The 22,861-nt window shown below is 66.9% G+C and carries 18 protein-coding genes and 1 rRNA gene; 13 read left to right on the top strand and 6 right to left on the bottom strand.

Translation table 11 applies throughout. The features are described 5' to 3' along the window. The 5 genes from rrf to IEW19_RS19005 form a co-directional block, all read left to right on the top strand. Nucleotides 1-73, top strand: a 5S ribosomal RNA gene (rrf, locus tag IEW19_RS24395); the annotation flags it as partial. Nucleotides 74-497: 424 nt separating this feature from the next. Then, nucleotides 498-782 (top strand): HU family DNA-binding protein, encoded by a 285-nt coding sequence (locus tag IEW19_RS19020; protein ID WP_028271010.1) that lies wholly within the window; start codon nucleotides 498-500, stop codon nucleotides 780-782. A 112-nt stretch (nucleotides 783-894) separates the two neighbouring features. Beyond that, nucleotides 895-3,072 carry a bifunctional copper resistance protein CopD/cytochrome c oxidase assembly protein gene (locus IEW19_RS19015; RefSeq protein ID WP_188573152.1) on the top strand — a complete coding sequence of 726 codons (2,178 nt, stop codon included), beginning with the start codon at nucleotides 895-897 and terminating at the stop codon, nucleotides 3,070-3,072. Next, entirely contained in the window at nucleotides 3,072-5,096 is a 2,025-nt protein-coding gene (locus IEW19_RS19010) for an NHL domain-containing thioredoxin family protein (RefSeq protein WP_188573151.1), read from the top strand. The genes IEW19_RS19015 and IEW19_RS19010 overlap by 1 nt, the downstream gene beginning before the upstream one ends. A gap of 170 nt (nucleotides 5,097-5,266) precedes the next feature. Further along, nucleotides 5,267-6,124, top strand: a complete 858-nt coding sequence (locus IEW19_RS19005) for a type IV toxin-antitoxin system AbiEi family antitoxin domain-containing protein (RefSeq protein ID WP_188573150.1) — start codon at nucleotides 5,267-5,269, stop codon at nucleotides 6,122-6,124. A 69-nt stretch (nucleotides 6,125-6,193) separates the two neighbouring features. Here the strand turns inward: IEW19_RS19005 and IEW19_RS19000 are convergent, their stop codons facing one another. The 4 genes from IEW19_RS19000 to IEW19_RS18985 all read right to left on the bottom strand — a co-directional run bounded on the left by IEW19_RS19000 (nucleotide 6,194) and on the right by IEW19_RS18985 (nucleotide 11,583). Next, a complete protein-coding gene (locus IEW19_RS19000; protein ID WP_188573149.1) occupies nucleotides 6,194-7,186 on the bottom strand; it encodes a hypothetical protein in 993 nt (330 codons plus the stop codon). Between the two features lie 155 nt (nucleotides 7,187-7,341). Then, nucleotides 7,342-9,036, bottom strand: a complete 1,695-nt coding sequence (locus tag IEW19_RS18995; protein ID WP_188573148.1) for a helicase HerA-like domain-containing protein — start codon at nucleotides 9,034-9,036, stop codon at nucleotides 7,342-7,344. A 46-nt stretch (nucleotides 9,037-9,082) separates the two neighbouring features. Continuing rightward, complete coding sequence (locus tag IEW19_RS18990) at nucleotides 9,083-9,622, bottom strand: GNAT family N-acetyltransferase (RefSeq protein WP_188573147.1); 540 nt, start codon at nucleotides 9,620-9,622, stop codon at nucleotides 9,083-9,085. Between the two features lie 20 nt (nucleotides 9,623-9,642). Continuing rightward, on the bottom strand, nucleotides 9,643-11,583 hold the full coding sequence (locus IEW19_RS18985; protein WP_188573146.1) for an FAD/NAD(P)-binding protein: 1,941 nt from the start codon (nucleotides 11,581-11,583) through the stop codon (nucleotides 9,643-9,645). Between the two features lie 282 nt (nucleotides 11,584-11,865). Between IEW19_RS18985 and IEW19_RS18980 the strand changes: the two genes are divergently transcribed. The 6 genes from IEW19_RS18980 to IEW19_RS18955 are packed head-to-tail and all read left to right on the top strand — an operon-like array spanning nucleotide 11,866 to nucleotide 18,035. Beyond that, entirely contained in the window at nucleotides 11,866-12,882 is a 1,017-nt protein-coding gene (locus IEW19_RS18980) for an amino acid ABC transporter permease (RefSeq protein ID WP_188573145.1), read from the top strand. Then, a complete protein-coding gene (locus tag IEW19_RS18975) occupies nucleotides 12,882-13,691 on the top strand; it encodes an amino acid ABC transporter ATP-binding protein (RefSeq protein ID WP_188573144.1) in 810 nt (269 codons plus the stop codon). Before IEW19_RS18980 ends, IEW19_RS18975 begins: the two co-directional genes overlap by 1 nt. 11 nt (nucleotides 13,692-13,702) lie before the next feature. Then, nucleotides 13,703-14,749: an ABC transporter substrate-binding protein gene (locus IEW19_RS18970; protein WP_188573143.1), complete on the top strand. Its 1,047-nt coding sequence runs from the start codon at nucleotides 13,703-13,705 to the stop codon at nucleotides 14,747-14,749. Then, nucleotides 14,746-15,582: a DUF1684 domain-containing protein gene (locus IEW19_RS18965; RefSeq protein ID WP_188573142.1), complete on the top strand. Its 837-nt coding sequence runs from the start codon at nucleotides 14,746-14,748 to the stop codon at nucleotides 15,580-15,582. The genes IEW19_RS18970 and IEW19_RS18965 overlap by 4 nt, the downstream gene beginning before the upstream one ends. After that, a complete protein-coding gene (locus tag IEW19_RS18960; RefSeq protein WP_188573141.1) occupies nucleotides 15,579-16,652 on the top strand; it encodes an LLM class flavin-dependent oxidoreductase in 1,074 nt (357 codons plus the stop codon). The genes IEW19_RS18965 and IEW19_RS18960 overlap by 4 nt, the downstream gene beginning before the upstream one ends. 9 nt (nucleotides 16,653-16,661) lie before the next feature. After that, nucleotides 16,662-18,035 carry an NtaA/DmoA family FMN-dependent monooxygenase gene (locus tag IEW19_RS18955; RefSeq protein WP_188573140.1) on the top strand — a complete coding sequence of 458 codons (1,374 nt, stop codon included), beginning with the start codon at nucleotides 16,662-16,664 and terminating at the stop codon, nucleotides 18,033-18,035. 387 nt (nucleotides 18,036-18,422) lie between these two features. On the opposite strand, the gene dctA is transcribed toward IEW19_RS18955, so the two are convergent. Next, nucleotides 18,423-19,733, bottom strand: a complete 1,311-nt coding sequence (gene dctA / locus IEW19_RS18950; protein WP_188573139.1) for a C4-dicarboxylate transporter DctA — start codon at nucleotides 19,731-19,733, stop codon at nucleotides 18,423-18,425. 54 nt (nucleotides 19,734-19,787) lie between these two features. After that, the gene (locus tag IEW19_RS18945) at nucleotides 19,788-20,924 is read right to left on the bottom strand and encodes a PrpF domain-containing protein (RefSeq protein ID WP_188573138.1); all 1,137 of its coding nucleotides are present in this window, start codon (nucleotides 20,922-20,924) and stop codon (nucleotides 19,788-19,790) included. A gap of 128 nt (nucleotides 20,925-21,052) precedes the next feature. Between IEW19_RS18945 and IEW19_RS18940 the strand changes: the two genes are divergently transcribed. Together IEW19_RS18940 and IEW19_RS18935 are read left to right on the top strand one after the other, a co-directional pair. Next, nucleotides 21,053-21,958, top strand: a complete 906-nt coding sequence (locus IEW19_RS18940) for a LysR family transcriptional regulator (protein WP_188573137.1) — start codon at nucleotides 21,053-21,055, stop codon at nucleotides 21,956-21,958. A 112-nt stretch (nucleotides 21,959-22,070) separates the two neighbouring features. After that, the gene (locus IEW19_RS18935) at nucleotides 22,071-22,706 is read left to right on the top strand and encodes a GntR family transcriptional regulator (protein WP_188573136.1); all 636 of its coding nucleotides are present in this window, start codon (nucleotides 22,071-22,073) and stop codon (nucleotides 22,704-22,706) included. The last annotated feature ends 155 nt before the right edge of the window (nucleotides 22,707-22,861 follow it).

Genomic DNA, 22,861 nt, shown 5'->3' with positions numbered 1-22,861 from the left:
CCCGGAAGCTAAGACCCACAGCGCCGATGGTACTGCACCCGGGAGGGTGTGGGAGAGTAGGACACCGCCGGACAATCATTAGGTCGAGGCCCCAACCAGAACATGGTTGGGGCCTCCCACATTTAAACCCACCACACCCACACAGCCCGCCCCCGAAAACACGCCAACCACGAACCGGCATCCCCGGAAACCATGCCAAACGTGAGCGGGCGTCCCGTCACCACCGCGGCACAACTGCCCAACTCTAACCGGAACTGATGAAGCGTCCTGAAAAACCCTGCGCGACGTGATGGAGCGTGCAGGGAGAAGCTGCAGGACGTGATGGGGCGTTCTCCGTGGGCGAAATATGCCCCAAGAATCGGTGATTAACCTCAAAAAGTGCCGGAAACACGCGGAATTTGCGGTCCGGAACGGTCCAAGCTGGTAAGTTTTCGAACAGTGGCCTGCGCGCATGCCGCGTGCAGGCTCCAGAATCAGAACAGTCCAGGAGGACATAAATGGCTAAGAACCGTAGTGAACTTGTTTCAGAGGTAGCAGGCAAGGCCGGCACCAGCCAGGCTGCCGTCAACTCCGTCCTCGACGCACTGTTCGAGGTTTTCGAGACTTCTGTCGCCGCGGGCGAGAAGATCACCATCCCGGGCTGGCTCGCCGTCGAGCGCACCGACCGTGCAGCCCGCACCGGACGCAACCCGCAGACCGGCGAAACCATCCAGATCGCGGCAGGCCACAGCGTGAAGCTGACCGCCGGCTCCAAGCTGAAGGCAGCGGTTTCCAAGAAGTAGAGCTTCTCCCTCCGGCATACAGCGGGCTGGAAAAGGAGCGGCAACCCCAGGGTTGCCGCTCCTTGGCATTTAACCCGGATTCGCCGCCCGGGCGGGCGTAGCGGACAATGGAATGGTGTCTTCTGCCGCAAAACCACGTTCGATCCCGCCCCAGTCCGATCCTGGCAAGGGAGCTGCGGCGCGGGACGCCGGAAGCGGAGGGATCCCGGTGCCCTGGCAGCTCGCAGGCCTCGCAGCACTCTTCCTCGGCCTTGCGGCGGCACTGGTCTTCTCCGGCGCCGCAGCGGTGCGCAGCGTCGCCGACCCCGGCGCCCTGGTCCGTTGGGGCCTGCCCATCAGCAAGGCAGTCCACAACGTGTCCCTGGCGACCGTCGTCGGGGGCCTGATCTTCGCCGTCGGCATCCTTCCAAAAAGCCTCAACGCCAAGAACCTCAACGGGCGCGTCCGGGACCGGGACACACCACGAGACAGCGGGGCACCCGAACATCCGGCCTTTACCCGCGTGCTTGCCGTGGCGGCGGTGGCGGGCGCGGTTTGGACCTTGTCCGCCATCGCGGTCCTGGTGCTCACGTACGCCGACGTAGCCGGGCAGGGGCTGTCGGGCGATCCCGCCTTTACCCAGGCCCTGGTGTACTTCATGACGGACATCGAAACGGGCCGCGCCTGGCTTGCCGTCATCATCATTGCCGCAGTGGTCACCACGGCGCTGTTCGGCGTCCGGTCCCTCGGCGGCCTGTTCCTCACCCTCATCCTGGCCCTCATCGGCCTGGTCCCCACGGCCCTGATTGGGCACTCCTCAAGCTCGTCGGACCACGAGGGCGCCATCAACTCGCTCGGCCTGCACCTGGTGGGTGTGAGCACCTGGGTGGGCGGCATCATCATCCTGGCCCTGCTGTCCGGGATGCTGACCGGACCCAAGGCCGGGGCAGTCACTGATATCACCGAGCCCACGCTCCGGCGGTTCTCCACCTTGGCAGGCTTCGCCTTCGTGCTGGTCTTCGCCTCGGGCATCATCAATGCCAGCATCCGCGTCACCAACTGGTCCGATCTCTTTGGCTCCGCCTACGGCCAGCTGATCCTGGCCAAGACCGCGGCCGCAGTGGTGCTGGGCGGCATCGGCTTCATGCACCGGCAATGGGTCATCCCGCAGCTGGGCCGCAAGGGCTCCACCATGTCCTCGCGGCGGGTGCTGTGGCAGCTGGTCCTGGCCGAGCTGCTGGTCATGGGTGCCACCTCGGGCATCGCCGTTGCGTTGGGCCGCTCAGCCCCGCCGCAGCCAACGGAGCTGACGCCCAACGCCTCGCCCGCCTTCATCCTCAGCGGCTATGAGCTGCCACCGGAGCTCACGGCCGAACGCTGGCTCACGGAATGGCGCCCGGACTGGCTCTGGATCGGCGTCGCCCTCTTCGGCCTGGTGACCTATCTCCTGGGCGTGGCCAAGGTCCGCCGCCGCGGCGACTCCTGGCCGTGGTTCCGCTCCCTGAACTGGGTCATCGGCCTGGTGGTCCTGACGTACATCACGTCCGGGCCGCCGTCGGTCTATGGCCGTGTCCTGTTTTCCGCGCACATGGTGGACCATATGGCCCTGACCATGGTTGCCCCGATCTTCCTGGTGCTGGGCGCGCCAGTCACCCTGGCGCTGCGCGCGCTGCCGGCCCGAGGCGACGGTTCACGCGGCACGCGCGAATGGCTCCTGGTCTTTGTGCATTCGAAGTTCTCGCAGGTGGTCACGCACCCACTGTTCGCCGCGGCCAACTTCGCCGGCTCGATCGTGCTGTTCTACTACTCGGACCTGTTCGGCTTCGCCATGCGCGAGCACGTGGGCCACGAACTGATGAACCTGCACTTCCTGCTCACCGGATACATTTTCGTGCTGAGCATGATCGGCACCGACCCGCTGCCGCGCCGCGCGCCGTACCCCATGCGGCTGCTCCTGCTGCTGGCCACCATGGGCTTCCACGCCTTCTTCGGCGTGTCCATCATGGGCGGCACGGGGCTGCTGGCGGCGGATTACTTTGGCAACCTTGGCCGCGCCTGGGGACCATCGGCCCTCGTTGACCAGCAGACCGGCGGCGCGGTGGCCTGGGGCATCGGCGAGGTGCCCACGCTGCTGGTGGCGATCGGCGTCGCCATCATGTGGTCCAGGTCGGACCAGCGGGAGACCAGACGCGTGGACCGCGCGGCGGACAGGAATAACGACGCCGATCTGACCGCTTACAACGATATGTTTGCCAAATTGGCCGAACGCGATGCCAAGCTGGCTGACCGCAACAAGCTGGAAGGACGCTGATGAGCGAAACCGTACGCACGCATGCCCGGGTCCGGGCCTCGGAACTGGTGGGCCGCAACTGGCTGAACACCGGCGGCAAGACCCTGGATCTCGAGGCCCTTCGCGGCAAGATCGTGCTGCTCGATTTCTGGACCTTCTGCTGCATCAACTGCCTGCACGTCCTGGATGAGCTGCGCCCGCTGGAGCAGCAGTACTCGGACGTGCTGGTCACCGTGGGCGTCCACTCGCCCAAGTTCGAGCACGAAGCCGACCCGGTGGCGCTGGCCGCCGCCGTGGAGCGGTACGAGATCCACCACCCTGTGCTGGATGATCCCGAGCTGGACACCTGGAAGGCCTACACCGCCCGCGCCTGGCCAACCCTGGTGGTCATCGACCCCGAGGGCTACATCGTGGCGCATCTCTCCGGAGAAGGCCACGCGGACGGACTCGCCGTGCTCATCCCCGAGCTCATCGCCGAACACGAGGCCAAGGGCACCCTCCACCGCGGCTCCGGCCCCTACGTGGCGCCCGAAGCGACATCCGGCACCCTTCGCTTCCCCGGCAAGGCTCTGTTCCTGCCGCCGGGGCGCGGTTCCACGGCCCTGAAGGGAACGGACGACGGCGGCACGGCGGCAGGTGCCGCGGCGGCGGACGCTGCGGACAAGGGTTCCTGGCTGGTCACCGACACGGGACACCACCGCCTGGTGGAGCTCGGGACGGACTTCCACACCGTCCTGGGCACCTTCGGTTCGGGCATCAAGGGCTACGCCGATGGTCCCGCCGCGGGGGACACCGCCAGTGCCCAGTTCAACGACCCCCAAGGCCTGGTCCTGCTGCCGGAAGATGTGGCAGCCAAGGCGGGCTACGACGTCGTAATTGCTGACTCGGTCAACCACCGCCTCCGTGGACTCTCGCTCACGGACGGAAAGGCCTCTACCCTGGCCGGCAACGGCATCCAGCGGCTGCTGGAAACCGGCCCTGCCCGCGTGGACGAGGAGGGCGCCGGCTTCAGCGGCTCGCTGGGCAACGATGCGCTGGACGTTGCGCTGAGTTCGCCGTGGGATGTGGTGTGGTCGCGGAAGCTGAATGCCGTGGTGGTGGCCATGGCCGGCACGCACCAGATTTTCAGCTTCGATCCTGTCGCCGGCGCCGTGGCGATCATTGCCGGTAATGGCCTGGAGGGACTCCTCGACGGTCCTGCCCACGAGGCCTGGTTCGCCCAGTCCTCCGGCCTGGCCGAAGACGCCGACGGCAACGTCTGGGTTGCCGATTCCGAGACGTCAGCCCTCCGGAAGCTGGTCATCGGCGGTGACGGCACCATCACAGTGGAGTCAGCGGTGGGCAAGGGCCTGTTCGATTTTGGCTTCCGCGACGGCGCCGCTGCCGAGGCCCGCCTGCAGCACCCGCTGGGGGTGACCGTACTGCCTGACGGCTCCGTGGCCATCGCGGATACCTACAACGGTGCCGTACGCCGCTACGACCCCTCAACCGGCACCGTGTCCACCCTGGCCCGCGGCCTCGCTGAGCCCTCCGACGTGATTGTGGACCACACGCAGTCTGCCGGATCGGAGCCTCTGCTGGTGGTGGTTGAGGCCAACAAGCACCAGCTGGTCTACGTCCCCATCCCCAAGGAAGCGCAGCAGGTGGATGAGGGTGCCTCCCAGACCCACCGCCCCAAGAGCCCTGTGGCACCCGGTCCCCTGGACCTGACCGTCCGCTTCGAGGCTCCCACCGGGCAGAAGCTCGATGACCGCTGGGGTGACCCCACGCAGCTGAAGATCTCCTCCACCCCGCCGGAGCTGATCGTGGCCGGCGGCGGCACCTCCGTGGGGCTGCTCCGGACCGTGGAGCTGTCCCCGGACGTTCCCGAGGGCGTGCTGCACATTACCGCCCGGGCCGCGGCCTGCGACGGCCCCGAAACCGAGGACGGCGAGATCCCCGACCACGCGGCCTGCCACCTCTACCAGCAGGACTGGGGCATCCCCGTGGTCCTGCAGGCCGACGGCGACACCGAGCTCGTCCTGGACCTGCGCGGCATGGACTGACCCGCCGCAGGTCTTGCCGAACTGGCCCGGTTTTCAGACTGTTGAAGCCTGAAGACCGGGGCCAGGTCCGTTTCAGCAGCCCGAAAACTGGGCCAGTTCGGGGAGCTTGTTTGTCCACATGGCGCCGCGGATGCCTGCCGCCGGCCACGCGGAGCAGACATTGTGGCGTGATGGAACCTGCAGAAATCCTCAAGTCGTCTGGAGGGGTGCTGCTGCGGCGTGACGTGGCCGCCGCCGGGGCAACGGAGACAGACATCAACCGTGCAATCCGGACTGGCTCGGTGGTGCGGCTGGAGCGCGGACTGCTGGCCGTTCCGGATGCTGACATGGAACTGGTGGGCGCAGGACGGGCCCGTAGCCTCCTGACATGCGCATCGGCCGCCCCGCATTACGTACTATGGCAGCTTCAACCGGCCGCCCGGCCTCACTACTGGCAAAACAACGGAAGAGGTACCGTCCGCTGTATCAGCCACCGGCTTCCCCTGACGCAGCGGCCCCCTCACCGGACCCTTGCAGCACTTCCCGATGTCCTGCTTCACGCGCTGCTGTGCCTACCCGAACTCGAATCGTTGGTGATGGTGGAATGTGCCTACAACAGAGGGGACATTGAGCCGTCCTCATTGTTGCAGCACCTGAAGGGCAACCGGTCAGGCAAGGCACGCAATGTTGTGTCCAAGGTCGAACGAGGCGCAGACTCCCTCCTGGAAACCCTGTTCCGGGATGCTGGTATCCACACGGAAACACAAGTGTGGATCAGTGGCGTCGGCCGCGTGGACTTCCTCCTGGAAGGCTTCCTCATCGTGGAGATCGACGGACTGGCCTTCCACCTGGAGTCACGGCAATTCAAAAAGGACCGCCGCAGGGACAACGCGGCAATACGTCAGGGCCTGCCCGTACTCAGGTTCTTTTACGATGACGTGGTCTACGCCTCAGAATCCGTCCTGGCGCAGGTCCGGGAGGTCCTGGCACGGGGGTCACTGCGGTGGCCGCACCCGAACCAGCCCAGTTTTCGGCGCGATTGGGTTTAGGGCAGTGGAGAACACGGCAGGCCTGGCTTCAAAACTGGGCCAGTCCGGGACAGGGAGGTCCGGCGAAACCTAGAAGCTCAGCATCGGGGTGACCTTCACGGTGTCACCGGCGACGTCGAGGCGGGTAGTGAAGCTGAAGTCCACCTCCGCGTCCAGGGGATACCAGGCCCCTGTGAAGGAGTTCTGCTGGAGCGCCTCCACCTTGGCCTTGCCGTCCAGCGGTGCCACCACCCAGCGCCCGCCGAAGGGCTCCACGGAGACACCCGGGTACTCGGTCACGGTCCACCGGATGCTGCCGTCCTGGACCCTGTTGTTGCTGGTGTAGTAGAAGGGGCAGTCCGGCTGGAGTTTCTGCTCCTTGACTGCCTCCGCCGCGCAGCCGTCCAGGAATTCCCTGACCTTGGCAGCCACGTCGTTCTTCAGTTTGTCGGTGGCCCGGGTCAGCAGGTTAAGCGGGGCCGCAGGGGTGTCCTTGGACGTGACGGTGGCTCGGGTGGCGGGAGCCGAGAAGTATTGCCCATCAAGGGAGGCTTCGTACTCGCCCGGGTAGAACACGGCGAAGGAGTTGCGGCCATTGGGCATGTTCACCGGAACGCCGTTGACATCGGCTTCGTTGCCGTTGACCACGGTGATATCGACGGTGGGCAGCCTCGACGGGACGAAAGCCCAGGTGTTAAAGAACAGCCACTCGGTTCCGGTCTTCTGCAGCACGAAATCCGTGCGCAGGCGGCTGCCGTCGATGGTGTACTCAAGGGGCACCATGACCTGGTCCCCTGGGCGTTCCTGGGGGTCGCCAATGGCCAGGTTGGTTACGCGGGACGCCGCCGTCTGCAATCCGGGGCCGTCCAGCATGGCCGCGTTACTGGGCGGGACCGCGGCCCGCAGGATCCCCAGCGCACGCCCGCCGTCGCCGCTCTTCAGCGCATCCAGGTACTCCCTGACCGGCTGCTGCGGGCTCGCCACGGTATTGTTCACAATGTTGATGGCCACGATGACTCCGGCGACGGCAAGCATGAGGCCCAGCAGCCATCCGGCCGCTATCCTCACCAACGCTTGACTCATCTGCACGTTTCTTACAGTAACGGCAGTGCGGACGCACACTAAAGTTGGTGTCCCCCCTAATCCGGCGGGCAACGTCCAGTTAAGGCCCGACGGCGGGGCGCCGGGACAGCATCAACGGGGGCCTTGGGCGGCCTCCCGGGACACCCGTGGCAGGGTCAGCGGCGGCGGCGCCGGGATGAAGTGCCGAACACTCCGCGGAGCAGTTCGCGTCCCAGCTGTGTGCCCATGGAGCGTGCCATGCTCTTCAGGCCGCCGCCCAGGGCGCCACCGAGTACCCCGCCGAGATCGTCCATCATGCCGCCCGCTTGCGGTTGCGGTTCCGGCTGACGGGGCCCGGGGGTCTGGTCCGCGGGGGCCGGGACCTGCGGCCGCCTGCTGCTGGGCCTGCCCAGGATCTCCTCCTCGATCCGCCGGGCTTCGGCGTCCACGTCGTAGGCGGCAGGGGTTCCCGGAGAAGCAGTGACAGGTTCGGGCGCCGCCGGCCCGGTCGGTGCGGCCGCCTTGCCCGTGAGCTTCTCGTAGGCGGACGGGTTGTCCACCGCGGTCCCGTATTTGGCCAGCAGCGCGGAGCCGGCCACGGTGCTGCGGACCAGGGCCTCCTCGCTGGGGCCCATGAGGGATTCGGGTGCCCGGAGCCGGGTGAGGGCCACAGGCGTCGGGGCGCCCTTCTCATTCATGACGGTAATGATGGCCTCGCCAATGCCCGCAGAGGTCAGCGTCTCCTCGAGGTCGTAGTCGCTCACCGGGAACGTGGACACCGTGGCCTTGAGGGCCTTGGCGTCCTCTGGTGTGAACGCGCGGAGTGCGTGCTGTACCCGGTTGGCCAGCTGCCCCAGCACGTCAGCAGGGACATCCTTGGGAGTCTGGGTCACGAAGAAGATGCCCACGCCCTTGGACCGGATCAGCCGGACGGTGGTGGTGATGGCGTCCAAAAAGGCCTTGGTGGCGCCGTTGAACAGCAGGTGTGCTTCGTCCAGGAAGAACACCAGCTTGGGCTTGTCCAGGTCGCCGGCCTCGGGGAGGTCTTCGAACAGGTCTGCCAGCAGCCACATCAGGAAGGTGGAAAAAAGCATGGGCTTGGTCTGCAGGGTGGGCAGCTCCAGGCAGGTGATTACGCCGCGCCCGTCCGGGGCCGTGCGCAGCAGTTCTGCGGTATCGAACTCGGGCTCGCCGAAGAACTTCTCCAGCCCCTGTGCCTCAAGGTTCACGAGCTCCCGCAGGATCACGCCCGCGGTGGCCTTGGACAGTCCGCCGAGTTCCTCGAGCTTGTCCTTGCCCTCGTCCGAGGTGAGGAACTGGATGACGGCTCGGAGGTCTTTGAGGTCGATCAGCTTCAGCCCGCTCTTGTCCGCGAAGTAGAAGACCAGCTGCAGGCTTGATTCCTGGGTGTCGTTCAGTTCCATGATGCGCGAGAGCAGGACGGGCCCGAACGACGTCACCGTGGCTCGGACCGGCACGCCGTTGCCGTCGCCGCCCAACGCGAGGAACTCCACCGGAAACGCCTTGCCTTGCCAGGACTGGCCGATGCCCTGGGTCCGGGCGGTGAGTTTGTCACTCCCGACGCCGGCGGTCGCAAGGCCCGAGAGGTCTCCTTTGATGTCGGCCAGGAAGACGGGGACGCCGGCGGTGGACAGCTGTTCGGCCATCATGTGCAGCGTGACGGTCTTGCCTGTGCCGGTAGCGCCGGCCACCAGCCCGTGCCGGTTCATCATGGCCAGCGGCAACCGCACCGGCGCGTCCTTGTGGAGCTCGCCGTCGATGATCGCGGCTCCCAGCTCGATGGTGGCGCCTTCCAGCGTGTAGCCCTTCTGGATGGTGGCAAGCTTCTCTGCTGTGGTTTTCGTGGCCATGGCGCTAGCTTAGCGGCGGCCGGCCTGACTGCGGTGAGACGGGGGGTCAATTCCTTGGTAGGTCCTTGGTGAATACCAGCGGCCCGATGGTTTCCGGATCGGCGTCGAGGCTGAACTGCGCCTGGTAGCCGGTGTTCAGGTAGAGGTGCTTGGCCTCCGGCTGCCGCGGGCCCGTGGTGAGGTACAGCCTGGTGTAGCCGCGGGCGGCGGCCAGGGACTCGAGCTCGGCCAGTACCACCCGGCCCAAACCACGACGGCGGTAGGCAGAGTGCGTCCAGATCCGTTTGAGTTCCGCCGTGGCGCCGTCGTACCGGCGGAACGCGCCGCCGGCGATCGACACGCCGTCCCCCTGGATGATCAGCAGGGCGCCGGAGGGGCCTTCGAATTCGGCCGCCGGGTAGCGGTTCAGCTCCTCCGCGGCAGCCGTACGCCCGAACAGGTCCCCGTACCGCGTGTCATATTCGACGGCGAGTTCGTCCAGGAGCGGCCGGACGCGCGGATCGTGCATGGGCAGGATGAGGACTTCCAGCGCGGCGTGGTCCAGTGGCCTTGGTGTCAGGGGACGGAGTTCAGGTTCTGCTGTCACTGGTCTTTCCTTGTCACTGTTCAGTTCTTTCCGACAGCGGCTGGTTCTGGAGATATTGTGGCTGACGGATCAGCGGCGAGGCTGCCTGCCACGGCCAGGATGGTCCGGGCCAGGGCATCATTTTCCCGGAACGGCGCGGCGTTGGTCTTGGGCCGGGCGAAGGCCCCCGCGCCCCAGCCGGACGTTCCGGGGCCGATGCCGAAGAGGGCGGGCTGGGGTTTGCCGTCGGCTCCCACCAGATGGTGTTGATGGGAAACCAGGAGCTTGCCCGTGGAGTGGATGCCGTCGGCGGTCAGCAGTTGCTGTTCGCTGCCCAGGCCGCTCGCGTGCAGCGAGGCGAGCACGGGGTTCAGCGACCGCGCCACCGACGTGGACGGCAGCCGCGCCTCGATCAGGGCCTTGGCCGTGACAGCCACCCCGGACTGATCGGACGAAGCAACAAAAAGCCCGGTGGTTTCGTCGGCGGTGACTTCCAGGCCGGGGCCGAGGAACTGCAGCAGTCCCGCCCGGTGCAGTGCCAGCATCTGGCGGAGCCGGTGCGGCGGCGGCCCGGAGTCCACGAAACTGAAGAAGCCGTGCCACCAGCCGTGCACCACCCGCTGGGAACGTGCGTTCAGCCGCTCCGGTGGAACCACGCGGCCCACCTCCATGTACACGTGCAGCAGGGCCAGGAACAGGGCCAGCGTCTCCGGGTGGTCCGGACTGTCGCGCAGCGCGAGGTCGTCCTCGATGTACCCGGCAATGGCGTCCTGCACCTCCCGGTGGTCCGCGAAGGCGCGGCCGTCGAAGGGCCGGTCCAGCCGTTCCAGGTTCAGGTGCAGTGCGGGGTCCGGGACCGCGGCGGCAACCAACTCGGCGCGCTCGCGGCTGTACCAGTCCAGCCCCTCGTAGCGCGCGGCAAACGGTTCCCAGTCCATGGCGCCCCGCTCCGGGCTCCCCGTCAACAGCTCGCGGTAGTAATAGTGTCCGGCCTCCTTGGCGATGAGCGGCCAGAGGTGCTGGTGGAAGTCCAGTTCGCCGTGCTGCTGCAGCAGGGATTCAACGGCAGCGGCCGTGAAGAACTGCAGTGGCCCGGGTGCCTGGCCCTGCAGGGTTGCGGAGATCTTGGAGTGGTACGGCACCCCCCGGCGCGACCCGGCCCACAGCCGTGGTTCCCGCCCGGACGGAAGGTAGCGCAGCCCGCCGTCGGACACCTCCTCGAACCTGCCGCCGCGTCCCTCCATGAGCAGGACCAGAAGGTCCACGAACGCCAGGCCCATGCCGGAGACGATCACGTCCTGCCCGGGGGCAAGGGGGGAGTAGTCGACGTCGGTGGTGTAGCTGGGTGAAGCGTGGTAGCCGCCGTGCCGGGCGGCGAAGTCCGCGAAGCTGGCGGATACGGCGTCCGGGCGGGAGTCGGTGTGGCCCAGTGCCGTCACCACGATGTCCGCGCGCAGCGTCCGGCCGTTGGCCAGTTCCACCCCGTGGCCGCCGCCGACGAGTGCGGTGATGCCCGTGGCGGTGGTGCGGTGGACCGTCACGCTGCGGCCCAGGGACCTCGCGGCGCGGCGGAAGAACCACTCGAGGTACTGGCTCTGCAGTTGGCGGGTGGGAAAGGTGGTGCCCGCCATCGACCGCAGCTGGTCCCACAGCTGCTGCGGAAAGTCAGGCACGTCGATGATGGAGGCGTCCAGCACACTGGCGGCCCACTCGGCCAGCCCCGGACCGGGAGTGGCAGGGCCCTCGCAGTCCACCGATCCGTCGGTAAACATGGTGATGTCCGCCGCCATGGAGTTCAGCAGCAGGCCGGGGTCCTGGTCGTAACGCCAGATGCGCCCCGAGCCGGGCACGTGCGGTTCCACCACGTGGATCTGAAGCGGGCCAGCGAAGACGTCCGGCCGGTTGGCCGCAATCCGTTCCAGCACTCCTGCCGTGCGCGGTCCGCCGCCGATGAAGACGATGGCCGGGATGGTGGCTGGCATGCTGGCTCCTGACGGCGTGGAGGGGGGATTGAGTGCCCATGGTAGGCAGCGTTGACGACGGCGGTCGATCGCCTTGTCACGGCCGTTAACTGCGCGTCACAGCGCGTTAAGGGACGCAAAAAACCGACTCATGACGCTGTGCGAAGTCCCGTGAAGTATTGCAACCTGCCGCCTTGCTGGGCCGTTCCGGCCGGTCCTAGATTTGCAGCCAGCAACGGGCCAAAGGGTCCCAACCCAGGCAACGGCCCAACCTGAAACCCACGACGAGAGGCGAGGTGGCACATGAGTTCAGCAGCAACGACCGTGGCGCAGTCCCAACAGCAGCAGCCGGCAGCACCGCGGGAAGCGCCGCCGTCCAAGGGTGCTGCGGCCGCCCGGCAGGCCGCGGACTATTCGTCGTACCGCGTGGTGGCAGCCAGGCATCCGTGGCGCTGGGTGGGGACGGCCGTCGTCGCGCTTGGCGTCCTGGCCGTGGCCTGGTCGCTGGCCACGAACCCCCGCTGGGAGTGGGGCGTGGTGGCGCAATGGTTTACCGCCCAGTCCGTGGTCAACGGGCTGGTTGAAACCCTGAAGCTGACCGTCATCTCCGGCATTCTCGGGTTCGTGCTGGGCTTCATCCTGGCGCTGATGCGGCTCTCCGCGTCGCCGCTGCTGGTCTCGGTGTCCTGGACGTTCTCCTGGATCTTCCGGTCCACGCCGCTGCTGGTGCAGATGCTGCTTTGGTACAACCTGGGCTACCTGTACGAGAAAATCAGCCTGGGAATCCCGTTCACGGACGTCCGGTTCTTCGAGGTGCAGACCACCACACTGATCAGCCAGTTTGCGGCAGCAGTGCTCGGTCTGACCCTGAACCAGGCCGCCTACTCGGCGGAAATCATCCGCGGCGGCATCCTTTCCGTGGACCAGGGCCAGCTGGAGGCTGCTGCGGCACTGGGTATCCCCGCCTGGCGCCGCTCCACCCGGATCGTCCTGCCGCAGGCCATGCGCGCCATCCTGCCCACGGCGTTCAACGAAATCATCGGCCTGGTGAAGGGCACCTCGATCGTCTACGTCCTGGCCTACTCCGAGCTGTTCTACACCGTGCAGGTCATCTACAACCGCACCCAGCAGGTCCTGCCGCTGCTGCTGGTGGCCACGCTCTGGTACATCGTGATCACCTCCGTGCTGAGCGTCTTCCAGTACTACATCGAACGGCACTACTCCAAGGGCGCGGTGCGGACCCTGCCGCTGACGCCCCTGCAGAAGGCCCGTAAATTCTTCGCCACCCACGCGCCGGCCCCAACGCGGAGGAACATCTGATGACCGAAACCCTGACCGCGCCTCCTGCCACCCGCGGCCTGGTGGAGATCACCGGCGTGCGCAAGTCCTTCGGCGCCACGGAAGTCCTCAAGGGCGTCAGCCTCACCGTGGAACCGGGCGGCGTGGCAGTGATCGTGGGCCCGTCCGGCTCCGGCAAGTCCACCCTGCTGCGCACCATCAACCACCTGGAAAAGGTGGACGGCGGCCACATCACCATCGACGGGCGGCTGGTGGGCTACGAGGTCCGCGGCGACCGGCTGCACGAACTGCGCGAGAAGGAGATCCTGAAGCAGCGCACCGAAATCGGCATGGTGTTCCAGAACTTCAACCTGTTCCCGCACCTCACCGCGCTGGAGAACGTGGCGGAGGCGCCGGTCGTTGCGCAGGGCCGCACCAAGGAGGAAGCCCGCCGCCGCGGCCAGGAACTGCTGGACCGGGTGGGGTTGAAGGACCGCGCGGGCGCCTACCCCCGCCAGCTCTCCGGCGGGCAGCAGCAACGCGTGGCCATCGCCCGCGCCCTGGCCCTGGACCCCAAGATCCTGCTGTTCGACGAGCCCACCTCCGCCCTTGACCCGGAACTGGTCAACGAGGTCCTGGACGTCATCCGCGAACTCGCCAAGTCCGGCACCACGCTGATCATCGTCACCCATGAGATGGGCTTCGCCCGCGACGTGGCGGACACCGTGGTGTTCATGGACCAGGGCCAGATCGTGGAACAGGGCACCCCGCAGGACATCTTCAGCAACCCGCAGGAACCGCGCACCCGGAGCTTCTTCTCCAAGGTGCTCGAACCGGCTTTCAACATCTAAGGACGCATCCCATGGCTTTCCCCACCCGCGGCCATCGCCGCAGCCGCGCTCGCGCGGTGCTTCCCGCCGTCGTACTCCTCGGCACCGCAGCGCTGGCCGGGTGCGCAGACCCCGGCGCCTCGGCCGCCGGAAACCCCAGCGGAGGAACGCCGACGACGGCGGCACGCAACGGCGTGGTCTACAACACCTCCCCGGACCAGCAGCGGATCCGGGCTGACAAGGACGCGGCGCTCGCCGCCAAGGTCCCTCAGCTGATCGGCAAGGACGGCAAGCTGACCGTCGCCACCACTGCCGGGTCCATCCCGCTGTCCTTCCACGCCACGGACGACAAGACGCCGATCGGGTCCGAACTGGACATCGCCCAGCTGGTGGCGGACAAACTCGGCCTGGAACTCGACGTGCGGGTCACGTCCTGGGAGAACTGGCCGCTGAAGACCCAGTCCGGCGACTTTGAGGCCGTGTTCTCCAACGTGGGCGTGAACAAGGACCGGGTGAAACTGTTCGACTTCGCCAGCTACCGCGCCGCCTACATGGGCTTTGAGGCCAAGAAATCCGCAAGCTACGACATCAAGGGCGCGGACGACATCTCCGGCCTGAAGGTCTCCGTGGGGTCCGGCACCAACCAGGAGAAGATCCTGCTGGCCTGGAACAAGGAACTCGAGGCCAAGGGCAAGGCGCCGGCCACGCTGCAGTACTACTCGTCCGACGCCGACACCATCCTGGCCCTCGCCTCCGGCCGGACGGACCTCAACATCGCGCCGTACCCGTCCACCGTGTACCGGGAGAACACCCGGGACGACCTCAAGGTAGTGGGCAAGGTGAACGCCGGCTGGCCGTCCGAGACGCTGGTGGCCGCAACCACGCTGCGTGGCAACGGACTGGCGCCGGTCATCTCCGAGGCCCTCAACTCCGTTATCAAGGACGGCTCGTACGGCAAGGTGCTGGAACGCTGGGGCCTGTCAGAGGAAGCCCTGCCGGAATCCAAGACCATCAGCGAGGAAAACTACGCGGCCACGCAGGCCACGGCCACCGCGTCACCGGCAGGGAAGGCATCATGAACGCATCACACACCGACACCGCGCTCGAGTCCTTCGACGCCGATTGGCAGGAATGGCACGCCGCCCACGAACGGCAGCGCGCCCACCCCCACGGTTTCCTGGCGGTGACCCACCTGCACTGGTTGGGCAGCGACGCCGCCCGGCTGGACGGTGCGCCGGGCGCCTGGAGCGTGGAGGGCGACGTCGTCCGCGTGGTTCTGGAGCCTGGCGACAGCCTGCAGCAGGACGGCAGGGAACTGAACACTCCTTCCGGCGCAACGCTGGAGTTTGGCCCCATCGAGGAGCGCGGCGGCATCAACCTGGTGTCCGGCGAGACGCTCATCGAGGTGGCGAAGCGCGGCGGCGAGTACATCGTGCGGCCGCGTCATCCTGAAAACCCGCTGCTGCAGGCCTACCAGGGCACGCCCGCTTACTCACCAGATGCAGCGTACGCCGTGCGCGGGACCTTTGTGCCGTTCGAGGCGCCGCGGCCCACCACGGTGGGTGCCGCCGTCGAAGGTATCCAACATGTGTACGAGGCGCCCGGTGAGATCCGCTTCAAGCTGGCAGGCCAGGAACTGGCGCTGACCGCATTCAACGGCCATGCCCCGGGCTCGCTGTCCGTGCTGTTCACGGACCAGACCTCGGGCTCGACCACCTATGCCGCCAACCGCTCGCTCTCCGTGGTTCCTGCTGCGGACGGGTCCGTGGTGCTGGACTTCAACCGGGCCGTGAACCTGCCGTGCGCCTACACCGACCTGGCCACCTGCCCGCTGCCGCCGGCGGAAAACCGGCTCCCCGTGTCCGTCGAGGCCGGCGAAAAGATTCCCTACGAACGTCAGGACCAGCAGTGACTAACTCTTTTACGCCGGGCTTCCTGGCCATCGAGCTCGACGACGCGGGCTGGGAGGGTGCCGAGATCTCCCGGGCCGTGCTGGCCGCCGAGTCCGCTGGCTTCCACGCCGGCACCTTCACCGACGCTCCGGCGCCGGGCCGGGCCAATGCGCTGCAACGTGCGGCCTTTGCCGGTCCGGTGACCCGGACGATCGCCCTGGTCCCCGAGGTGGACACCGTCTACACCGAGCCGTTCCACATCTCCACCCAGCTGGCCAGCCTGGACTATGTGTCCGGCGGGCGGGCCGGGTGGATCGTGACGGCGGCCGAATCGCCTGCGGCGGCTGCCGCCGTCGGACGTTCCTCCGTGACCGGCGCCGCACTGGGGCAGGAGGCAGCTGCATCCATCGAGGTGTCCCGCCGGCTGTGGGACTCGTGGGAGGATGACGCCGTTATCCGCGATGTGGCCACGGGCCGGTACCTCGACGTGGACAGACTGCACTATGTCGACTTTGATACAGCGGTGGATTTTGAGACGCCTGCCGGATTTGCCGGTGCCGGTTACTCCGTGAAGGGGCCGTCCATCATTCCGCGGCCGCTGCAGGGGCAGCTGCCGGTGCTGGCACCCGCGTCACTGCTGGGTGAAGTGTCCGCTGACGCTGTGGATGCCGTGCTGGTGTCCTCGCCGACTGCTGAGCTGCTGGCTGCGGAGGTCCGGGATGTGCGTGGCCGGATTGGCGCGCCTGTTGCGGTGGTTGCCGAGCTCGACGTCGTTCTTGACTCCCGCGGGCAGGCTGCGGGTGAGCGTGTGGCTGGCTTGGACGATGGCCGCGCTGTTTACGCCGGTTCCGCAGACGGTCTCACTGACTTCCTGTCGGAACTCCTGAAGGAGGCGGACGGCGTGCGCCTCCACCCGGCGTCGCTCTTTGTTGACTTGGAGGAGTTGGGCCGGCTGGTCCTGCCCGAATTGCGTCGCCGGGGCGTCCTCCGTCCGCCTACCCCGGACGGCACTTTCCGTGACCTGCTGGGGCTTTCGCGGCCAGCCAGCCGCTACGCAACTACCGCTGCGCCTGCCGGCGCCGGAAAGTAAGGGAAAACCATGACACAGCACACCCGTGCTACATCCGAGATCTTCACTCCGAGCGGCCAGATCCAGTTCGGGGTCTTCTTCCAGGGCGTCAACGCGGGCACCATCTGGAAAGCACCTGAATCGGGTTCGCAGACGGACTTCGAATCGTTCCGCCGCATCGCCCAGACCGCGGAGCGGGGCCTGTTCGCCGCGTTCTTCCTGGGCGAGGGGCTGCGCCTGCGGGAGCACCTGGGCCGCCCGCACGCGCTGGACGTGGTGGGCAGGCCGGATGCGCAGACCATGCTCGCCGCCCTGGCATCGGTGACCACGAACATCGGCCTGGTGGCCACCCAGAACACCACCTACAACGATCCCGCCGACCTGGCGCACCGCCTCGCCTCCCTGGACCTGATCTCGGGCGGCCGTGCGGCGTGGAACATCGTGACCACCGACAATGCCTGGACCGGAGCGAACTTCCGCCGCGGCGGCTACCTGGACCACGCCGACCGGTACAAGCACGCCGAAGCATTCGTGGAGACGGCCAAACGGATCTGGGACTCGTGGGAGACACCGGACGGCCCTGCCCGCCGGGTGCTCCAACAGGGGCAGCATTACACGGTGGATGTGACGCCGCGGCTGCCGCGCAGTGCGCAGTACCGGCCGGTGCTGTTCCAGGCCGGCGATTCGCCGGAGGGCCGGAACTTCGCGGCACGGCAGGCTGACGTGATCTTCTCTGCGCACCCGAAGTTCGACGACGCCGTGGAGTTCCGCAAGGACCTGGTGGAGCGGTCACTGGCCGCGGGGCGGGGGGCCAACGCCGTGCAGATCATGCCGGCCAGCGAATTCATCCTCGCCGCCACGGATGCTGAGGCGCTCGAGAAGAAGGAGTGGGTGCGGAGCCTGCAGATCGGCCCGCAGCAGGCGGTGGCCTACCTGGAACAGTTCTGGGGCCGCGAACTGTCGGCGTACGATCCGGACGGACCGCTGCCGGAGATCGACCCCGTGGTGGAGGAGACCTCAGAGACCCGCGGCAGCGGCTTCCACGGGGCCAAGGCCCGGCAGTTGGCGGACCAATGGCGGGCGGAGGCCAAGGACAAGGGGCTGTCCATCCGGCAGTTCGTCACGTCCCGCACGGCCCGCGTGGATGCGACCTTCACCGGCTCCTACACTGCGGTGGCAGACCAGCTGGCCGAGTACGCCCGCGTTGGTGCGGTGGACGGCTTCAACATCTCGCCGTGGCTGGTTCCCACCGGGCTGGATGACATCGTGAACCATCTGGTCCCTGAGTTGCAGGAACGCGGCGTGTACCCCACGGAGTACCGGGGCAGCACGTTGCGTGAACACCTGGGGCTGGAGACGCCTGTTCGTTCGTCCGACGGGGCTGTCGGGGCGGTCCGCGCCTGATGCGCTGGGCTGGCCTCGTTGGAACGAACGGTTCTGCCGGGAAGGCTGGCTCTGCTGGAAGGGACGACGACGGCAGCGGAGTGGGTGCCGTCGTCGACCCTTTTGTGGGTGGTGCTCCCGTCCGGTCCGGCTTCGGGGGCACTGTCACCCTGCAGCTGACGGTGTGGGAGCAGTGGCTGTAGGGCCTTGCTGCCCCTAGTCGGATTCCGGGCTTTGGCAGTAGAAACAGGTGCCGGCGTCGCAGTCTTCTGCTGTTTCCTGCTCCGTTTGGCGCTCACTCATTGGGGTCCTTTCCTTGGGGATTGTGAAGTAGCACCCCCTGCAAGGGTTTGCCCGGGACCCCTGCTGGGATCCCGGGCAACACTGGGATGGTGGCCTTCCGGCCGGCTAGTGCGCCAGGGCCGGTTCGGCCGGCTGCACCTTTTCTGCTTCGGTGGGCACGAAGCCGGCCTGGAGTTCGGACCGGAGCTTGCCCATGTCCAGCTCACCCTGCCATTTGGCGATCGCAACGCAGGAGACGATGTTGCAGACCGTGCTGGTGAGGGCGCGGGCCTCGCTCATGAAGCGGTCGATGCCAACGATGAGGGCCACGCCGGCTACGGGGAGGGTGGGCATGACCGTCAGCGTCGCAACCAGGGCCACAAAACCGCTTCCGGTGACGCCGGCCGCGCCCTTGGAGGTCAGCAGCATCATGCCGAGCATCAGCAGGATTTGGCCCCAGCTGAGGTGGATGTCGCAGGCCTGGGCGATGAACATGGACGCGAGGGTGAGGTAGATGGCCGTGCCGGTGAGGTTGAAGGAGTAGCCGGTGGGGACCACGAGCCCTACAACGCTGCGGTCGCAGCCGATCCGTTCGAGCTTGGACAGCAGGCGCGGCAGGACAGGTTCGCTGGAGGAGGTGGCCAGGACGATCAGGAATTCGTCCTTGAAGTAGCGGAGGATCTGCCACAGGCTGAAACCGGTCATCTTGGCCAGGACGCCCAGGCCCACCACCACGAAGACGATGCAGGCGGCGTAGAAGGCAAGGATCAGCATGCCGAGGTTTCCGATGGAATGGGCGCCGTATTTGCCGACGGTGAAGGCCATGGCCCCGAAGGCGCCCAGCGGGGCGACCTTCATGATGTAGCCGAACATGATGAAGAGCAGCTTGTTGAAGCTGTTGACCACGTCCAGTGCCAGCTTGCCGGGTGCACCGAGCTTGCTGAAGGCGAAGCCGCACAGCAGCGCAATGACCAGCACTGGCAGGACTTCACCGTCGGCGAAGGCGCCAACGAACGTGGTGGGGATGATGCTCAGGATGAAGTCCACGGGGTTGCTGCTGGGCAGCTGCGTGGTGTACTTCTGCGCCACCGAGGAGTCCAAGTGTGTGGGATCGATGTGCATCCCGGCGCCGGGCTGGAACAGGGTCACGGCGGCCAGGCCCAGGGCCAGGGCGAGTGCCGTCAGTGCGTAGAAGAGGCCAAGCGAACGGATGAGGGTGGGGCCCACCTTCTTGGTGTCCCGCAGTGATGTGATGCCTCCGACGATCGTGCAGAACACGATGGGGGCGATCATGAACTTCACGAGCTTGACGAAGCCATCGCCGATGGGCTTCAGGGATGCGCCGAGGTCGGGCCAGAACGCGCCCACGACGACGCCGAGGGCGACTCCGATAAGTACCTGGACATACAGGTGTCCGAGGATGGATTTGATCTTCATTGAACAACTTCCTGGTTGGTGCGGCCCCATTAATGATGGGGCAAAGAGTGGGGTTTAGGCGGACAGCTCTGTGGCGGGGGCCACGTCGATATCTGCGGTGGCGATGTGCCGGGCTGCCCGGTGGAGGGCCACTTCGCTGACGGTGCCCGTGTCATCGGAGACGATGTCGGCGGTGATCACGCCGGCAGGCGTACCGATCCGCAGGACACGGAGGGTTCCGGTGGAGGGTGATGGCCCCGCTGCATTGGCCACCACCGATGACTCCAGCGAGGCGGCAAGGGCAACTGCCACGGCTGAGGTCAGGCCGATCGCAGGGTGTGGCGCGAGCATGGACAGCATCCGCACCCGCACGTCGTGGCTGTCCGCAGTGATGGTTGTTCCGTCCGCTGCAATGTAGTCGCCGGCGGGCGCCACAACGCCAACCTTCGGTACAGCGTTCTGCGGCGGATCCCCAGGCTTCCGCAGCCCCATCGTGAGGCCGGCTGATGCCCGCGCCGCAATGAGGGTGGGCAGGTGCCCGGTGAGGCTATCGGTCATCGAGGAAAGATCGACGCCGGCATCCCCGGCTGAGACGAGGACCGCGGGGGCGCCGGCGTCCACCATCGTTGCGCTCAGGGTCCTTCCGTTGACCTCGAGTTGGTCCACCGTATTGCCGGTAGGCAGGAGTGCGCCCGTGTTCTTGCCCCAGGGGCTGTGGAAGGAGAGATTGACGGGAACGCCCGCTGCGCTGCTGCCGGGAACCCTGGCCAAACCCGACTTGGGAATGCGCCCTCCCGGGGTGGGTACGGTTCCGGTGAGCACCGCCCCGGAGGTGACGTGGCGCATGCGGACCTTGGTCATGCCGTCCCGGGCGGCGACCACGCCTGTCTGGACTGCGAACAGGGCGATGGCGGTGGCGCAGTTGCCGCAGTTGGAGCCGAGTTCAACGGTAGGGTCACCAATTCCCACCTGGGCGAAGAGATAGTCAAGGTCTGCCTCGGCGCCAGGGGTTGCCCAGATGACTGCAGCTTTTGACGTTGTGGACGTTCCGCCCCCGACGCCGTCCAGCTGCCGCGCGTCCGCTGCGCCGAAAGCGGCTGACAGCAGTGCGGGGATTTCCTCGCGGGTGGGGGCGTGGAGGGCCACGTCCCTGGCATCGAAGAGCCAGCACTTGCTGGTGCCGCCCCGGTACCAATGTCCTTTGAGTCCCACTGTATTTCTCCCTCGTAACTTGCAGGTGCCCTACTTCACGGCACCTTGTACTTCTACGATCAGGGATACGAGCCTTCAGCACAATCAAAAGTAAATGGATGATCGTATACTTTTGCTAAACTCAGTGCATGGCAATCCTCGATCTCCACCGGCTCCATGTGCTCCGCGAGGTGGGCCGTTCCGGCTCCCTGACCTCTGCTGCTGCGGCCCTTTCCTTCACCACGTCGGCGGTCTCGCAGCAGATAGCCAAACTCGAGCAGGAGATGGGTGTGGTCCTCATCGAACGCCACCCCCGGGGTGTGGTCCTGACCGAAGCGGGACACGCCCTCCTGCATTACGCAGATGAGATCGACAGGACCGTTGAAGCTGCCCGTGCCGAAATGGGGGAGTTCGCGGGCCTTCGACGGGGGCAATTGCGACTGGGGACCTTTCCCACCGTAGGAGCATCGCTGATGCCGGACGTTGTGCTGGCATTCCGCGCCCGCCACCCGGAGGTGGCAGTCACCGTTGTCAGTGCCCGCCGGGACGGCCTGCTGGAACGGCTGCGGAGGCGGGAAATCGAACTCACGCTGCTCTGGGACTACCCCTGGCAGCAAATTGACGATCCTGATCTGACCCTGGTCAGGCTGACGAACGACCCAACGGTGCTGCTGGTACCGCGCGACCATCCCATAGCGGACCTGGGCTCGGTCCGCATCGGCTCATTGAGCGACCAGGAATGGGTGGTGCGCGACGAGCACCCCGTGGCCGACGTCCTCAGCCGGGTGTGCCGCGACGCGGGGTTCGAGCCGCGGATCGCGTTCGCGGCCAACGATTACCAGGAGACGCAAGGCATGGTGGCTGCGGGTATCGGGATCGCCCTGGCACCCAGGCTGGCGCTGACCGCCCTGCGGCCTGACGTCGTGGCGGTCCCGCTCGCCGGGTCCCCGAAGCGCCGGATCCTCCTGGCCCACCTGGCAAACCGGCGGCTCAGCCCCGCCGCACAGCAGGCAGCGGAGGTGTTCCGGTCCATCGCCAAGGGCCGGCCCTCCTGACTCGATGCGGCCCCCTGGTAGTTATGCCGCCGTCAGGAAGACCCCGCGGGTTCTACTTTGCACACCATTGTATACAATGGTGTGCAAACCCGAATGAAAATAGAGGGAAACATTGGCTACCCCCATCCACCAGCGGCTCCGTGAGGACGTCCTTGCGAGCGTCTTTGCGCCTGACGAGCCGCTCACGGAGGCCAAGCTCACCGAGCGGTACGGGGCTTCCCGGACGCCGGTGCGGGAGGCGCTGCAGCGGCTGGAACAGGACGGACTGGTCGAACGGCGCGGCAAGGCGGTAGTGGTCCGCACGCATTCGGCGGAAGAGATCATCGACATCTACGAGTCGAGGATCATCCTGGAGCAGGCCGCCGCGGCCAAGGCTGCCGTCAAGGCTACCGCCCTGGACCGTCAGCTGCTCATGGGGCTGCTGACGCAGATGCAGCAGCTGGACCCTGGCGACGGCCGTGCGCTCGCCGAAACCAACCGCGCCTTCCACGCCCAGCTGTGGCGTGCGACGCACAGCCCGTCGCTGATTGGACTGCTGGAACGCCTGGACCAGCAGGTCCGCCGGTACACGCTCACCACCCTGACCTACCCGGGACGGTGGCCGGTGGTGCTGGCGGACTACGTCGACCTGCTGGCCGCCATCGGGGACGGCGACTCCGCCCGCGCGGGGGAGATCGCGGCCCGCCACATGTCCGACGCCTTGAACATCAGGTTGAAGATGTACGCCGAAGATCCCAGGACGCTCTAGGCCGCCGGCGGCCGCGGGCGTCCCGCACCAGACCCGCCGGCGGATGTTCCTGCATACTCCATCGCAACAGGAAACCCGAAAGTCGGGCGCACGGCATCAGCCGGTGCTTTTCCGTTGCCCGGGGCGCCGGAACCGGCTCCGCTGGAACAGACGAC

Origin of the sequence: Arthrobacter liuii (assembly GCF_014639275.1) — a bacterium.
GTDB lineage: Bacteria > Actinomycetota > Actinomycetes > Actinomycetales > Micrococcaceae > Arthrobacter > Arthrobacter liuii.
The sequence above is the reverse complement of the archived record's forward strand: the minus strand, read 5'-3'. Positions and strand labels throughout refer to the sequence as shown.